A 13,324-nucleotide genomic window follows, 5' to 3' on the forward strand; every position below is an offset into this window, starting at 1 on the left:
ACTCCTGCAGATTAGAAGCCTATGTCCCTGATAGTTCTACTGCTTCTGCCTTTTATCGGCAGCTGTCTGGCGGCCTTGCTGCCGCATAATGCACGTAATAGCGAATCCATCCTGGCCGGTGTCATCGCCCTGGCCGGCACCCTGCAGATGGCGCTGCTGTACCCGCAGATCGCCCATGGCGGCGTGATTCACGAGACCATCAACTGGCTGCCCAGCCTGGGGCTGAACTTCGTCCTGCGCCTGGACGGCTTCGCCTGGCTGTTCTCCATGCTGGTGCTGGGTATCGGCACCCTGGTGTCGCTGTACGCCCGCTATTACATGTCGCCGGAAGACCCGGTGCCACGCTTTTTCGCATTTTTCCTGGCCTTTATGGGCGCCATGCTCGGCCTGGTGCTGTCCGGCAACCTGATCCAGATCGTGTTCTTCTGGGAACTGACCAGCCTGTTCTCGTTCCTGCTGATCGGCTACTGGCACCACCGCAGCGACGCCCGTCGCGGTGCCTATATGGCTCTGACGGTCACCGGCGCCGGCGGCCTGTGCCTACTGGCGGGAGTCTTGATTCTCGGCCATGTGGTCGGCAGCTATGACCTGGACACCGTGCTGGCGGCCGGCGATAAAATCCGCGCCCACGTCCTCTACCCGGTCCTGCTGCCGCTGATCCTGATCGGCGCCCTGAGCAAGAGCGCGCAGTTCCCCTTCCACTTCTGGCTGCCCCACGCCATGGCCGCGCCGACCCCGGTCTCGGCCTATCTGCACTCGGCGACCATGGTCAAGGCCGGGGTGTTTCTCCTCGCCCGACTGTGGCCGTCGCTCTCCGGCAGCGATGAATGGTTCTGGATCGTCGGTGGCGCGGGCGCCGCAACCCTGATGCTCGGCGCCTATTGCGCCATGTTCCAGAACGACCTCAAGGGCCTGCTGGCCTACTCGACCATCAGCCACCTGGGCCTGATCACCCTGCTGCTGGGCCTGAACAGCCCGCTGGCCGCCGTGGCCGCGGTGTTCCACATTCTCAACCATGCGACCTTCAAGGCCTCGCTGTTCATGGCCGCCGGTATCATCGACCATGAAAGCGGCACCCGCGATATCCGCAAGCTCAGCGGTCTGATCAAGCTGATTCCGTTCACTGCGACCCTGGCGATGGTCGCCAGTGCCTCCATGGCCGGGGTGCCGCTGCTCAACGGCTTCCTCTCCAAGGAAATGTTCTTCGCCGAAACGGTGTTCATCAATTCCACGGCCTGGGTCGAAACGGCCCTGCCGGTCATCGCCACCGTCGCCGGCACCTTCAGCGTCGCTTACTCGCTGCGTTTTACCGTCGATGTGTTCTTCGGCCCCAAGGCCACCGACCTGCCCCACACGCCCCACGAGCCACCACGCTGGATGCGCGCGCCGGTGGAGCTGCTGGTGTTCACCTGCCTGCTGGTGGGGATTTTCCCGGCCCAGGTGGTCGGCTCGATCCTCGCCACCGCGGCCCTGCCGGTGGTCGGCGGGGTCTTGCCCGAGTACAGCCTGGCGATCTGGCACGGCCTGAACGCACCGATGATCATGAGTCTGATCGCCATGTCCGGCGGCGTGCTGCTCTACCTGTTGCTACGCAAACAACTCAAGCGTGGCCGTTTCAGTCGTCCGCCGCTGATCGGTCGCCTCAATGGCAAGCGCCTGTTCGAGCGCTGCCTGGTGATCATCATGCGCTACGCCCGGCGTATCGAACGCCGGGTCAGCACCCAGCGCCTGCAAACCCAGTTGTTCCTGCTGGTGCTGGCGGCAGTGGTCGCCGGCCTGATCCCGATGCTGCACAGCAGCCTGTCCTGGGGCGACCGGCCGAAGATCCCAGGCTCCATCGTCTTCGTCACCCTCTGGTTGCTGGCCATCGCCTGCGCCCTGGGCGCCGCCTGGCAAGCCAAGTACCACCGGCTGGCGGCCATGATCATGGTCAGTGTCTGCGGCCTGATGACCTGCATCACCTTTGTCTGGTTCTCCGCGCCGGACCTGGCCTTGACCCAACTGGTGGTCGAGGTGGTGACCACGGTGCTGATCCTGCTGGGGCTGCGCTGGCTGCCTCGGCGTATCGAAGAAGTCTCGCCATTGCCGAGCAGCCTGCGCAAGGCGCGGATTCGCCGCCTGCGCGACCTGTTGCTGTCGGTCGGGGTCGGTGGCGGCATGGCACTGCTGTCCTACGCCATGCTGACCCGCCAGACGCCCAACGATATCTCCTCGTTCTACCTCAGTCGCGCCCTGCCCGATGGCGGCGGCAGCAATGTGGTGAACGTGATGCTGGTGGACTTCCGCGGCTTCGACACCCTCGGTGAAATCACCGTGCTGATGGCCACCGCCCTGACCGTGTTCGCCCTGCTGCGACGCTTCCGTCCGCCGAAGGAAAGCCTGGAGCTGCCCAACCAGCAGCGCCAACTGGCCCCGGACGTGGTCACCGATCTGGTCAACCCGCGCAGCGCCAGCGATACCGCCCTGGGCTTCATGATGGTGCCGGCGGTGCTGGTGCGCCTGCTGCTGCCGATCGCCTTCGTGGTCTCGATGTACCTGTTCATGCGCGGCCATAACCAACCGGGCGGTGGTTTTGTCGCCGGCCTGGTGATGTCTGTGGCCTTTATCCTGCAATACATGGTCGCCGGCACCCAGTGGGTCGAGGCGCAGATGAGCCTGCGGCCGTTGCGCTGGATGGGCACCGGGCTGCTGTTCGCCACGGTCACGGGCCTGGGGGCGATGGCTTTCGGTTATCCGTTCCTGACCACCCACACCGCGCACCTGCACCTGCCGCTGCTGGGGGATATCCATGTCGCCAGCGCGCTGTTCTTCGATATCGGCGTGTATGCGGTGGTGGTCGGTTCGACCCTGCTGATCCTCACCGCCCTGGCGCACCAGTCGGTCCGCGCCCATCGGCCGAGCCAGCAACTCGCAGCCCAACCCAAGCCAGGAGCCGCCTGATGGAAGAAGTCATTGCAATTGCCATCGGCGTCCTCGCGGCCTCCGGCGTCTGGCTGGTGCTGCGCCCGCGGACCTTCCAGGTGGTGATGGGCCTCTGCCTGCTGTCCTACGGGGTCAATCTGTTTATCTTCAGCATGGGCAGCCTGTTTATCGGCAAGGAGCCGATGATCAAGGACGGCGTGCCCCAGGACCTGCTCAACTACACCGACCCGCTGCCCCAGGCCCTGGTGCTTACCGCCATTGTCATCAGCTTTGCCATGACCGCGCTGTTCCTGGTGGTGCTGCTGGCCTCGCGCGGCCTGACCGGTACTGACCATGTCGATGGCCGGGAGCCCAAGGAATGAACCCGATGTCGCACCTGATCATCGCCCCGATCCTGCTGCCGCTGCTCACGGCGGCGCTGATGCTGATGCTCGGCGAGAAACACCGGCCGCTCAAGGCCCGCCTCAATCTGGGCTCGAGCCTGATCGGCCTGGGCATCTCGGTACTCTTGCTGATCGGCACCCAGGCCGGCGAAACCGGCTCCATCGGCGTCTATCTGCCGAGCAACTGGCAGGTGCCGTTCGGCATCGTGCTGGTGGTTGATCGACTCTCGGCGCTGATGCTGGTGCTGACCGGGATCATCGGCGTCAGCGCCCTGCTGTTCGCCATGGCCCGCTGGGACCGTGCCGGCGCCAGCTTCCACGCGCTGTTCCAGATCCAGTTGATGGGGTTGTACGGCGCTTTCCTGACCGCCGACCTGTTCAACCTGTTCGTGTTCTTCGAGGTGCTGCTGGCCGCTTCCTATGGGTTGGTCCTGCACGGCTCGGGACGCTCGCGGGTGTCGGCGGGCTTGCATTACATCGCGATCAACCTGCTGGCCTCGTCGCTGTTCCTGATCGGCGCGGCGCTGATCTATGGCGTCACCGGGACCCTGAACATGGCCGACCTGGCCCTGAAGATCCCGCTGGTGCCGGAAGCCGATCGCGGCCTGCTGCATGCCGGCGCGGCGATTCTCGCCGTGGCCTTCCTGGCCAAGGCCGGGATGTGGCCGCTGAACTTCTGGCTGGTGCCCGCCTACTCCTCGGCCAGCGCCCCGGTGGCGGCGATGTTCGCGATCATGACCAAGGTCGGGATCTACACGCTGCTGCGGCTGTGGACCTTGCTGTTTTCCGACGAGGCCGGCGCTTCGGCGCATTTCGGCGGTGACTGGCTGATCTACGGCGGCATGGCGACCATTGCCTGCGCCGCCGTGGCGATCCTCGCCGCCCAGCGCCTGGAACGCATGGCCAGCCTGAGCATCCTGGTGTCGGCGGGCATCCTGCTCTCGGCCATCGGCTTTGCCCAGCCAAACCTCACGGCCGGCGCGCTGTTCTACCTGGTCAGCTCGACCCTGGCCCTGAGCGCGCTGTTCCTGTTGGCCGAACTGATCGAACGCTCGCGCTCGGCCAACGAACTGCCGCTGGACGAGGACATCGACCCGCTGCCACGGCCGCTGGAGTCCTTGCACCCACGGCCCGGCACCAACCTCGACGATGAACAGAAAGCCGTGGTCGGCCAGGTGATTCCCTGGACCATGGCCTTTCTCGGTTTGAGCTTTATCGCTTGCGCCCTGCTGATCATCGGCATGCCGCCGCTGTCCGGCTTTATCGGCAAGCTGACCTTGCTCAGCGCCCTGCTCAATCCGAAAGGTCTGGGCATCGACGCGCCGATCTCCCCGGCGGCCTGGGCCCTGTTGGCGCTGCTGGTGCTGTCCGGGCTGGCTTCGTTGCTGGCCTTCTCGCGGATGGGCATCTCGCGTTTCTGGACGCCCCAGGAGCGTCCTTCACCGGCGCTACGGCGTTTCGAATGCCTGCCCATCGTCGCCCTGCTGGGGCTGTGCATCCTGCTGACCGTCAAGGCCGAGCCACTGTTGCGTTACACCCAGGCGGCGGCTGAATCCCTCGACACCCCCGGGCGGTACATCAGCGCCGTGCAGGCCACCCGTCCGGTAGCGAACCCGTCCGCCGCCGTGGAGGTGCAGCCATGAAGCGCCTGTTCCCCGCACCCTGGCTGTCCCTGGCGCTGTGGCTGTTGTGGCTGGTGCTCAACCTCTCGGTCAGCCCCGGCAACCTGCTGCTGGGGGCGGCCCTCGCGATCTTCGCCCCGGTGATGATGGCGCCGCTGCGCCCACGGCCGATCCGTATCCGCCGTCCCGGGGTGATGCTGCGCCTGTTTTTCCGGGTCGGTGCCGACGTGGTGCTGTCCAACCTCGCCGTCGCCTGGGGCGTGCTCAACGCCGTACGCCGTGCGCCGCGCTCGGCCTTCGTCAAGGTGCCCCTGGACCTGCGCGATGCCAATGGCCTGGCGGTGCTGTCGATGATCTGTACGGTGGTTCCCGGCACAGTCTGGTCGGAACTGGCCCTGGACCGCAGCATCCTGTTGCTGCACGTCTTCGACCTGGACGACGAAAGCGGCTTTATCCAGCACTTCAAGACGACCTACGAACGTCCTCTGATGGAGATCTTCGAATGAGCGCACTGCTCGCCAATGCGATCCTGCTGAGCCTGTTCATCTTCAGCGTGGCGCTGGTGCTGACCGTGGTCCGGCTGTTCAAGGGCCCGTCGGCGCAAGACCGGGTCCTGGCCCTGGACTACCTGTACCTGATTGCCATGCTGATGATGCTGGTGCTGGGTATCCGCTACGCCAGTGACACTTACTTCGAAGCGGCGCTGCTGATTGCGCTGTTCGGCTTTGTCGGCTCGTTTGCCCTGGCCAAATTCCTTCTGCGCGGCGAGGTGATCGAATGAACGCATTATCCCTCTGGATCGAAATTCCGGTGGCTTTTCTGTTGGTGGCCGCCAGCCTGCTCGCCTTGTGTGGTGCCATCGGTCTGTTGCGCATGAAGGACTTCTTCCAACGCATGCACCCGCCGGCACTGGCCTCGACCCTCGGCGCCTGGTGCGTGGCGCTGGCCTCGATCCTGTACTTTTCGGCACTCAAGTCAGAGCCGGTGATCCATGCCTGGCTGATCCCGATCCTGCTGTCGATCACCGTACCGGTGACCACCCTGCTGCTGGCCCGCACAGGGTTGTTTCGCAAGCGCATGGCTGGGGATGATGTACCGGCGGAAGTCAGTAGTGGGCGTACCGAGGGCAGGGGCTGAGCGATTTGAAGGAGAGGTCAATAGGCATTGCAGGTCAATTGGAAAATATAGCGTTGGTCGTAAAACCGTCTACCAGCCAATGCTTCAACAGCATCCAACTGTGAGGCGCTAAGATCGTAGCCTTCATCACCACGTTGAGGAGCGGACCAAGCCATGACTGCTGATAATTTCTCCTCGCAGTCGTCAGGAAGCTCAATTTCAAAAACTAGCAATTCGGTTTTTTTATCGAATGCTTCGATTATGTATCTCAAGGTTCTACCTCACGTGTTTTGTCGGCTGGCTTTGTCTGCTCACCTGTTTCCGAATTGAACTCTCCGAGATGTTTTCCACGCCTGTTGTACTTCTCGACATGCACCATGTTTTGTCGTGCCTTTCGAAAAAATCATAGCACCACCCTTGCGAAGCCGATCGGGGGTAAAAACGCCGATCGCCTTTACCCCCGGCAAACAACATATGCTTATCACTTAACGATATTTAAAACTTTTCGCTTATATCGATAAAATCATTTTCAGATTCTGTCAGTCGAGGCTGAACACCCCCTCGGGCCAGACTGGACAAGCGACAAGCGGACTTGTCGCCGATGCCGGTCAGTTAAGGAAATGGGATCTCAAGAACGCCCACAAAACCTGTAGGAGCCGGCTTGCTGGCGATGGCGATATCACATTCAGCACCGCTATCGCCAGCAAGCCGGCGCCTACAGGCAATGTATTCGGCTTAACTGTCTGGCACCCTTTCCATTCTCTCCAGGTCCTCCATGAACGCTATCAAGTCCCTGTCGTTGTCGGCCGCGCTGTGTACCAGCGTGCTGTTGAACCTTGCCCCGTCCTCGGCCGTGGCCGCGGGCCTGCTGGAAAAGGGTCGTAGCGAAGGCCTCAGCGCCGGTATCGCCAATGAACAGCCGTACGCCTACATCGGCACCGACGGCAAGGTCACCGGTGCCTATGTCGATGTGCTCAAGGCCATCCTCGGCCCGCTGGGCATCCACAAGCTGGAGACCCCGATCACCGACTTCGGCTCCCTGGTCCCCGGCGTCACCGCCAAGCGTTTCGATCTGATCGGCGAAGGCCTGTTCATCAACGCCAACCGCTGCAAGGTCATCGGTTTCTCCAACCCGATCACCCGCTCCGGCGGCGCCTTTATCGTCAAGGCCGGCAACCCGCTGAACCTGCACAGCCTCAAGGACGTTGCCAGCAACGGCAAGGCACGCCTGGCCACCCAGGCCGGGACCAATCAGGTCCAGGAAGCCCGTGACAGCGGCGTTCCAGCGGCCAACCTGGTGCTGTTCGACAAGGACACCGAAGCCCTCTCCGCCCTTGAGGCCGGGCGCATCGACGTGGTGTATTTCCCCGACGCGGAAATCATCGGCCTGCTCAAGAAAGCCGCCAACCCGGCTATCGAACGGGCCCTGCCTTTCGAGCAGATCCCTGACGCCCAGGGCAAGCCGAGCTGGAACTACCAGTCCTATGGCCTGCCGAAAAACGACCCGGCCTTCACCCAGGCCTTCAACGAACAGTTGGCCAAGCTGCGGGCGTCCGGCGAGTTGCTGAAGATCCTGCAGAAATACGACTACACCGAAAACGAGCTGCCCGACCTGGACGTCACCGCCGCCCAACGTTGCAGCCAGTAACCACACGCTGAAACGGCCTCAAACCCACACGAGTACAGGCCATGTCCCTCGATACCCCGGCCGTGGAAACGGCCCTGTTCATCGCGCGCCAGTTGGCCCATGGCGCGTGGGTGACGGTGCAAATCACTTTCCTCGCGGAACTGCTGGTACTGGTGCTGTCGCTGGTGATCGCGCTGATGCGTCTGTCGCCCTGGCGCGCGCTGCGCTGGTTCGCCACCGCCTATGTCGAGCTGCTGCGCGGCATTTCGGCCCTGGTGCTGCTGTTCTATCTGTTCTTTATCCTGCCGCTGTTCGGCATCAGCCTGTCGCCGATGGCCACCGGGGTGATCGGCCTGGGCCTGACCTTCTCGGCCTACGGCTCGGAGATCGTCCGTGCGGCGCTGGTGAATGTCAGCGCCGGGCAACGTGACGCCTTGCGCGCCCTGGACTTCGGGCCGCTGGCGGCCTTTCGGCGGATCATCCTGCCCCAGGCCCTGCCGTTTATGCTGCCGCCGCTGGGCAACCAGTTGGTCGAGTTGATGAAGACCACTTCGCTGGTGTCGCTGATCACCTTGAGCGACCTGACCTTCGCCGGCAATCAGCTGGTGACCACGTTGGGGCAACAGACGCTGATCTGGAGCATCGTTCTGGTCTGCTATTTCGTCATGGCCTGGCCGCTGACCTGGCTGGTGCGGCGTTATGAACACCACAGTTCGGCCTGGCGCCGGGAGTAACCATGGAATTCGACTTCGAGTTTGCCTGGTCGATCCTGCCCGACCTGCTGCGTGGCCTGCTGGTCACCGTGCAGGTGGTGGTGCTCGGCTTCCTGCTGGCGGTGCTGCTCGGGCTGGTCCTGGCGATTGCCCAACGCTCATCGATCAGCGCAATACGGCGCGGCTGCCAGGGCTACCTGAGCTTCTTTCGCAACACGCCACTGATGGTCCAGCTCTATGTGCTGTTCTTTGCCCTGCCCTCGGCCGGGATCACCCTGCCGGCGATCTCCACGGGAGTGATCGGCCTCGGGCTCTACTACAGCGCCTATATTGCCGAAGCCTATCGCGGAGCCATCGACGGTGTACCGGCGGGCCAGTGGCAAGCCGCCCGGGCGCTGGACTTCGACACGGCCACCACCTGGCGCCGGATCATCCTGCCCCAGGCCCTGAAACCGATGCTGCCGGTGCTCGGCAACTACCTGATCGGCATGTTCAAGGAAACCCCGCTGCTGGCGGTGATCACCATTCCGGAGCTGTTCCAGGCCGCCAAGCAGGTGGCGGGCATGAGCTATCGCTATACCGAACCCTATACGCTGATGGCCGTGCTGTTCCTGATCATCAGCGTGCCGACCTCCCTGTTGTTCAAGTACCTGGAAAGGCGCAGCCATGTCTGACGTTGCATACCTCGCGGCCACGGCGCCGACACAGATCCGCCTCACCCAGGTGGTCAAGCACTTCGGCGCGACCCGGGTCATCGACCACCTCGACCTGAGCATTCCCCAAGGGCAGAAGGTCGCGCTGATCGGCCCCAGCGGTTCAGGGAAATCCACCGTGTTGCGCCTGATCAAGGGCCTGGAAAGCTACGAGCAGGGCCGCATTGAAGTCGACGGCGTGGCGGTCACCGCCAAGAGCAGCGGCTGGCGCTGGCCCGGTTCGAAAAAAGCCCCGGTGGAACATCGGGTCGGCATGGTCTTCCAGCAGTTCAACCTGTTCCCGCACCTGACCGTGCAGGAAAATATCACCGAGGCGCCGTTGCAGGTGCTCAAGGTCAGTCACGAAGAAGCCCTGGACCGCGCCCATGCCTACCTGGCGATGGTCGGCCTGAGCCACAAGGCCGATGCCTACCCCGCCCAGTTGTCCGGCGGCCAGCAGCAGCGGGTGGCCATCGCCCGGGCCCTGGCGATGCGTCCGAAGGTGATGCTGTTCGATGAAGTGACCTCGGCCCTCGACCCGGAACTGGTCGGCGAAGTGCTGGAGGTGATTCGCACGATTGCCCATGAGCAACAGGTGACCATGTTGCTGGTGACCCACGAAATGAAGTTCGCCCAGGACATCGCCGACCGGGTGCTGTTCATGGAAGCCGGGCGCATTGTCGCCGACGGCACGCCCCGGCAGATCCTGGTGGAGCCGGACAACGAGCGCACCCGGCGTTTTCTCAATCGGGTCGAGCATCGGTAACGGCCACAGCCCCGTTCCAGACTCAACGCGCGCTGAAAAACGCCCGGCCGTGGCGCTTGAGCAGGTCGAGCATGGTCTGGGCCGCCGGGGACAGGTAGGCGCCGGCCCGCACGGAGACCACCAGGGTGCGCTTCATGGTGGTTTCCTTCAGCCGCACTTCGCGCAGGTGCGTCGCGCCTTTCACATCCTCCAGGGTTTCCCGCGCCAGGAAGCTCAACAAGCGGGTCTGGCCGATCAGCCGCGGCAACAGCGAAATGGTGTTGGTCTCGATCTGCACCGAGGGCAACGGCAGGTCATGGGCCAGGAACACATTGTCGATCCAGCGCCGCGACGACACCCCGGTTGCCGGCAGCACCCAGCGATAACGCCCCAGTTCGCTCAGGCGAATCGGCGCGTCGAAGATCGGGTGATTGCGACTGGCGACCACCACCGCTTCGTCATCGAACAACGGATGCGACAACAATTGCGGGTCATCGTCGAACAGCGGGCAGATCACCATGTCCAGACGCCCGGAGCGCAGGGACTCGCGCAACATATCGTCCTGGCCGATCGCCAGGCTCAAGGTGATCTCCGGCGCCCGCTCGAGCAAGGCCGCAGTCAGTTGCGGCAGCAGGTATTCAGCCATGCTCGCCGCACAGCCCAGGCGGATATTGCCCAGCACGCCGCTGGCGAAGTCGCGGATTTCACGGTGGGTCTCGGCAATACTCTGCTGCAATTGTCGACCACGCTGCTGCAACAGCTCGCCCACCGGCGTCAGCTTGATCCGCCGACCCTCGCGCTCGAACAGCTTGGTACCGAATGACTCTTCCAGGCGCTGAATGCTCTTGGTCAGCGCCGGTTGGCTGCGATTGAGCTTCTGCGCCGCGCGACCCAGATGGCCCAGCTCGGCAATGGTTTCAAAATAGGTGAGATCTCGCAGGTCCATATCAATCAACCAAAGTTATCGTTTCATCACAATTAGAAACTGGACTTGATCGATTGCGCTATCAATAATTTACCCACTGCGCCGCTTTCAACGCCCTGCAACAGGAGCGTCCAGCGCTTTGGAGAGTGTTCTTGTCCACATTATCGTCCGCATCCTCCCGATTTTCCCTCACCACCTGGCCGCGCTCTCTGCAATGGCTGGCCCTGGTGTTACTGGCCGGCGGCAGCGGCCAACTGCTCAAATACGCCGAGTTGCCCGCCGGGCAATTTATCGGCCCGATGCTGGTGGCGATCGCCTTCGGTGTCAGCGGTGCCAGCATCCGCATTCACCGCCAGGCGTTCCGCCTGGGCCAGGGCTGTATCGGCCTGCTCGCCGCCCACTCCATAACCCTGGCGGTACTGACGTCGATGGCCGACTCCTGGCACCTGATGCTGTTCGCCACGGTACTGACGGTATGCCTGAGCGCCCTGGTGGGCCTGGCGATGGTCCGTTTCGGCGGGATCCAGGCCAGCACCGCCGCCTGGGGCACCTCTCCCGGCGCCGCCTCGGCGATGGTCGCCATGGCCGATGATTTCGGCGCCGATGGCCGGGTCGTGGCGACCATGCAGTATGTGCGGGTCGTCTGCGTGGTCATGATCGGCGCACTGGTCAGCCATGTGCTCGAAGCCCCGGTCAACGGCACCGCCCCCCATGTCGCCGATGCGGCGCTGCACAGCTTCAGCCTGATCAACCTGGGGCTGACACTGGCTACCGTGGTGTTCGGCGTGGTCCTGGGCGCGCGGGTGCCGGCGGGTGCCTTGCTGGTGCCGCTGCTGATCGGCGCGGTCCTGCAACTGTCCGGGCTGCTGCATATCACCCTGCCCGCCGGACTGCTGGCGGTCGCCTACGGTGCCATCGGCTGCTACGTCGGCCTGCGGTTCGACCGCCCTACCGTGTTCTATGTCTGGAAACGCCTGCCGACGATGATCCTCGGCTCCATCAGCCTGATCGCCTTGTGCGCCGCCTCGGCCTGGGTCCTGGCAAAGTGGCTCGGCCTGGACTTCCTCTCGGTCTACCTGGCCACCAGCCCCGGCGGGCTCGACACCATGGCGATCATCGCGGTCGACACCCACTCGGATGTCGGTCTGGTCCTGGCCATGCAGACCTTGCGCCTGCTGGCGGTGATCTTCACCGGTGCGTTCTTTGCCCGGCTGGTAATTCGCCTCTGCGCACAAATCAAAACCTAGTCTCGACAAGACTCCCCAATGACGAAACATTCATGACACAATCTCCAACCTTGCCTTAGTCAAAATACGAACGACATTGATTAAGATTTGTTTGAAAGTCATGCCTGTTTTGACGTTTTTTTCTCATTTCACCCACTAAATTGCCGCCCAGACAAAACATGCGAATGATTCCCATTGTTTAACTGGACCGGCGAACCGGGTGCAGATGCACCGCAAGTCGCCAGCCACCTCGATTATCAAAAGACCGCAGGAGCTACCCACGCAATGATTCCCCGTCTTCCTTCGTTTCTGAAAACCGCCCTGTTGGCCACCGCCATGCTCAGCGCCGGCCACGTTTACGCCGCGCCAAGCGCCGACGGCATCGTGGTCTACAACGCCCAGCATGAAAGCCTGACCAAGGCCTGGATCGATGGCTTCACCAAGGAAACCGGGATCAAGGTGACCCTGCGCAACGGCGACGATACCGAGATGGGCAACCAGATCATCCAGGAAGGCGACAAGTCTCCGGCGGATGTGTTCCTGACCGAGAACTCCCCGGCCATGGTCCTGGTGGACAATGCCAAGCTGTTCGCCCCGGTGGCACCGACCACCCTGGAACAGGTCGGCGCTGCCTACCGTCCGGCCCACGGCAACTGGGTCGGCATCGCCGCCCGCTCCACCGTGTTCGTCTACAACAAGAGCAAGCTGACCGAAGCGCAACTGCCCAAGTCGCTGCTCGACCTCGCCTCGCCTGAGTGGAAAGGCCGCTGGGCCGCTTCTCCATCGGGTGCCGACTTCCAGGCCATCGTCGCCGCCGTGCTGGAACTCAAGGGCGAAGCCGCGACCCTGGACTGGCTCAAGGCAATGAAAACCAACGCTTCGGTCTATCGCGGCAACAGCTCGGTGCTCAAGGCGGTCAATGCCGGGCAAGTAGAAGGCGGCGTGATCTACCACTACTACAGCTTCGGCGACCAGGCCAAGACCGGCGAGAACAGCAACAACACCGCCCTGCACTACTTCAAGCACAAGGACCCGGGCGCCTTTGTCAGCACCTCCGGCGGTGGCGTACTGAAGTCGAGCAAACACCCGGAAGAAGCCCAGGCGTTCCTCAAGTGGATCACCGGCAAAGGTGGCCAGGCGGTGCTCAAGGACGGTACCTCGTTTGAATACGCCGTCGGCGTGGGCGCCGAGTCCAATGCCAAGCTGGTGCCACTCAAGGACCTCGACGCTCCCAAGGTCGATGCCTCGAAACTCGACAGCAAGAAGGCCGTGGATTTGATGACCCAGGCCGGAATCCTGTAATTGATCCCAGAGTCCATTTCTCCTCTGGACCCCGCCGCAGTCGCTCACGCG

14 protein-coding genes and 1 pseudogene are annotated in these 13,324 nt (G+C 63.1%); 12 read left to right on the forward strand and 3 right to left on the reverse strand.

What is annotated here, in order from left to right; translation table 11 throughout:
- Positions 1 to 21 precede the first annotated feature (21 nt).
- Genes CWE01_RS25420 through CWE01_RS25445 form a run of 6 tightly spaced genes read left to right on the forward strand, consistent with a single transcriptional unit; the run spans position 22 to position 6,064 of the window.
- Positions 22 to 2,940, forward strand: a complete 2,919-nt coding sequence (locus CWE01_RS25420) for a monovalent cation/H+ antiporter subunit A (RefSeq protein ID WP_100943301.1) — start codon at positions 22 to 24, stop codon at positions 2,938 to 2,940.
- Positions 2,940 to 3,284 carry a Na+/H+ antiporter subunit C gene (locus CWE01_RS25425; protein WP_100943302.1) on the forward strand — a complete coding sequence of 115 codons (345 nt, stop codon included), beginning with the start codon at positions 2,940 to 2,942 and terminating at the stop codon, positions 3,282 to 3,284. Before CWE01_RS25420 ends, CWE01_RS25425 begins: the two co-directional genes overlap by 1 nt.
- The gene (locus CWE01_RS25430; RefSeq protein ID WP_100943303.1) at positions 3,281 to 4,948 is read left to right on the forward strand and encodes a monovalent cation/H+ antiporter subunit D; all 1,668 of its coding nucleotides are present in this window, start codon (positions 3,281 to 3,283) and stop codon (positions 4,946 to 4,948) included. Before CWE01_RS25425 ends, CWE01_RS25430 begins: the two co-directional genes overlap by 4 nt.
- The gene (locus CWE01_RS25435) at positions 4,945 to 5,433 is read left to right on the forward strand and encodes a Na+/H+ antiporter subunit E (RefSeq protein ID WP_100943304.1); all 489 of its coding nucleotides are present in this window, start codon (positions 4,945 to 4,947) and stop codon (positions 5,431 to 5,433) included. Before CWE01_RS25430 ends, CWE01_RS25435 begins: the two co-directional genes overlap by 4 nt.
- Positions 5,430 to 5,708 carry a K+/H+ antiporter subunit F gene (locus CWE01_RS25440; RefSeq protein WP_100943305.1) on the forward strand — a complete coding sequence of 93 codons (279 nt, stop codon included), beginning with the start codon at positions 5,430 to 5,432 and terminating at the stop codon, positions 5,706 to 5,708. Before CWE01_RS25435 ends, CWE01_RS25440 begins: the two co-directional genes overlap by 4 nt.
- Positions 5,705 to 6,064, forward strand: a complete 360-nt coding sequence (locus CWE01_RS25445) for a Na+/H+ antiporter subunit G (RefSeq protein WP_100943306.1) — start codon at positions 5,705 to 5,707, stop codon at positions 6,062 to 6,064. Before CWE01_RS25440 ends, CWE01_RS25445 begins: the two co-directional genes overlap by 4 nt.
- Before the next feature lie 17 nt (positions 6,065 to 6,081).
- On the opposite strand, the gene CWE01_RS25450 is transcribed toward CWE01_RS25445, so the two are convergent.
- Both CWE01_RS25450 and CWE01_RS25455 read right to left on the reverse strand, forming a co-directional pair.
- Positions 6,082 to 6,315 (reverse strand): hypothetical protein, encoded by a 234-nt coding sequence (locus tag CWE01_RS25450; protein WP_100943307.1) that lies wholly within the window; start codon positions 6,313 to 6,315, stop codon positions 6,082 to 6,084.
- Positions 6,312 to 6,413 (reverse strand): annotated as a pseudogene (locus tag CWE01_RS25455) (colicin E3/pyocin S6 family cytotoxin); the annotation flags it as partial. The pseudogene CWE01_RS25455 and the gene CWE01_RS25450, both read right to left, overlap by 4 nt.
- A 405-nt stretch (positions 6,414 to 6,818) precedes the next feature.
- Here CWE01_RS25455 and ehuB point away from each other — a divergent pair.
- From ehuB to CWE01_RS25475, 4 genes are read left to right on the forward strand one after another with little or no spacing between them, the layout of a single operon-like run.
- Positions 6,819 to 7,691, forward strand: coding sequence for an ectoine/hydroxyectoine ABC transporter substrate-binding protein EhuB (ehuB, locus tag CWE01_RS25460; protein WP_100943308.1), 873 nt, complete (start codon positions 6,819 to 6,821; stop codon positions 7,689 to 7,691).
- A gap of 41 nt (positions 7,692 to 7,732) precedes the next feature.
- Positions 7,733 to 8,404 carry an ectoine/hydroxyectoine ABC transporter permease subunit EhuC gene (ehuC, locus tag CWE01_RS25465; RefSeq protein ID WP_100943309.1) on the forward strand — a complete coding sequence of 224 codons (672 nt, stop codon included), beginning with the start codon at positions 7,733 to 7,735 and terminating at the stop codon, positions 8,402 to 8,404.
- Positions 8,405 to 8,406: 2 nt separating this feature from the next.
- On the forward strand, positions 8,407 to 9,057 hold the full coding sequence (ehuD, locus tag CWE01_RS25470) for an ectoine/hydroxyectoine ABC transporter permease subunit EhuD (protein WP_100943310.1): 651 nt from the start codon (positions 8,407 to 8,409) through the stop codon (positions 9,055 to 9,057).
- Positions 9,050 to 9,841: an amino acid ABC transporter ATP-binding protein gene (locus CWE01_RS25475; RefSeq protein ID WP_100943311.1), complete on the forward strand. Its 792-nt coding sequence runs from the start codon at positions 9,050 to 9,052 to the stop codon at positions 9,839 to 9,841. Before ehuD ends, CWE01_RS25475 begins: the two co-directional genes overlap by 8 nt.
- 22 nt (positions 9,842 to 9,863) lie before the next feature.
- Here CWE01_RS25475 and CWE01_RS25480 read toward each other — a convergent pair whose 3' ends face one another.
- Positions 9,864 to 10,766, reverse strand: a complete 903-nt coding sequence (locus CWE01_RS25480) for a LysR family transcriptional regulator (protein WP_100943312.1) — start codon at positions 10,764 to 10,766, stop codon at positions 9,864 to 9,866.
- A gap of 131 nt (positions 10,767 to 10,897) precedes the next feature.
- Here CWE01_RS25480 and CWE01_RS25485 point away from each other — a divergent pair, with 131 nt between their 5' ends.
- Both CWE01_RS25485 and CWE01_RS25490 read left to right on the forward strand, forming a co-directional pair.
- Positions 10,898 to 11,992, forward strand: coding sequence for an AbrB family transcriptional regulator (locus CWE01_RS25485; protein ID WP_100943476.1), 1,095 nt, complete (start codon positions 10,898 to 10,900; stop codon positions 11,990 to 11,992).
- Between the two features lie 264 nt (positions 11,993 to 12,256).
- Complete coding sequence (locus tag CWE01_RS25490; RefSeq protein ID WP_100943313.1) at positions 12,257 to 13,273, forward strand: iron ABC transporter substrate-binding protein; 1,017 nt, start codon at positions 12,257 to 12,259, stop codon at positions 13,271 to 13,273.
- Positions 13,274 to 13,324: the final 51 nt, after the last annotated feature.

Origin of the sequence: Pseudomonas sp. QS1027, assembly GCF_002814235.1 — a bacterium.
GTDB lineage: Bacteria > Pseudomonadota > Gammaproteobacteria > Pseudomonadales > Pseudomonadaceae > Aquipseudomonas.

Bases quoted from the DNA above. Each gene is read 5' to 3' on its own strand.
- CWE01_RS25420 (WP_100943301.1), top strand. From the start codon at position 22: ATGTCCCTGATAGTTCTACTGCTTCTGCCTTTTATCGGCAGCTGTCTG.
- CWE01_RS25425 (WP_100943302.1), top strand. From the start codon at position 2,940: ATGGAAGAAGTCATTGCAATTGCCATCGGCGTCCTCGCGGCCTCCGGC.
- CWE01_RS25430 (WP_100943303.1), top strand. From the start codon at position 3,281: ATGAACCCGATGTCGCACCTGATCATCGCCCCGATCCTGCTGCCGCTG.
- CWE01_RS25435 (WP_100943304.1), top strand. From the start codon at position 4,945: ATGAAGCGCCTGTTCCCCGCACCCTGGCTGTCCCTGGCGCTGTGGCTG.
- CWE01_RS25440 (WP_100943305.1), top strand. From the start codon at position 5,430: ATGAGCGCACTGCTCGCCAATGCGATCCTGCTGAGCCTGTTCATCTTC.
- CWE01_RS25445 (WP_100943306.1), top strand. From the start codon at position 5,705: ATGAACGCATTATCCCTCTGGATCGAAATTCCGGTGGCTTTTCTGTTG.
- ehuB (WP_100943308.1), top strand. From the start codon at position 6,819: ATGAACGCTATCAAGTCCCTGTCGTTGTCGGCCGCGCTGTGTACCAGC.
- ehuC (WP_100943309.1), top strand. From the start codon at position 7,733: ATGTCCCTCGATACCCCGGCCGTGGAAACGGCCCTGTTCATCGCGCGC.
- ehuD (WP_100943310.1), top strand. From the start codon at position 8,407: ATGGAATTCGACTTCGAGTTTGCCTGGTCGATCCTGCCCGACCTGCTG.
- CWE01_RS25475 (WP_100943311.1), top strand. From the start codon at position 9,050: ATGTCTGACGTTGCATACCTCGCGGCCACGGCGCCGACACAGATCCGC.
- CWE01_RS25480 (WP_100943312.1), bottom strand. From the start codon at position 10,766: ATGGACCTGCGAGATCTCACCTATTTTGAAACCATTGCCGAGCTGGGC.
- CWE01_RS25490 (WP_100943313.1), top strand. From the start codon at position 12,257: ATGATTCCCCGTCTTCCTTCGTTTCTGAAAACCGCCCTGTTGGCCACC.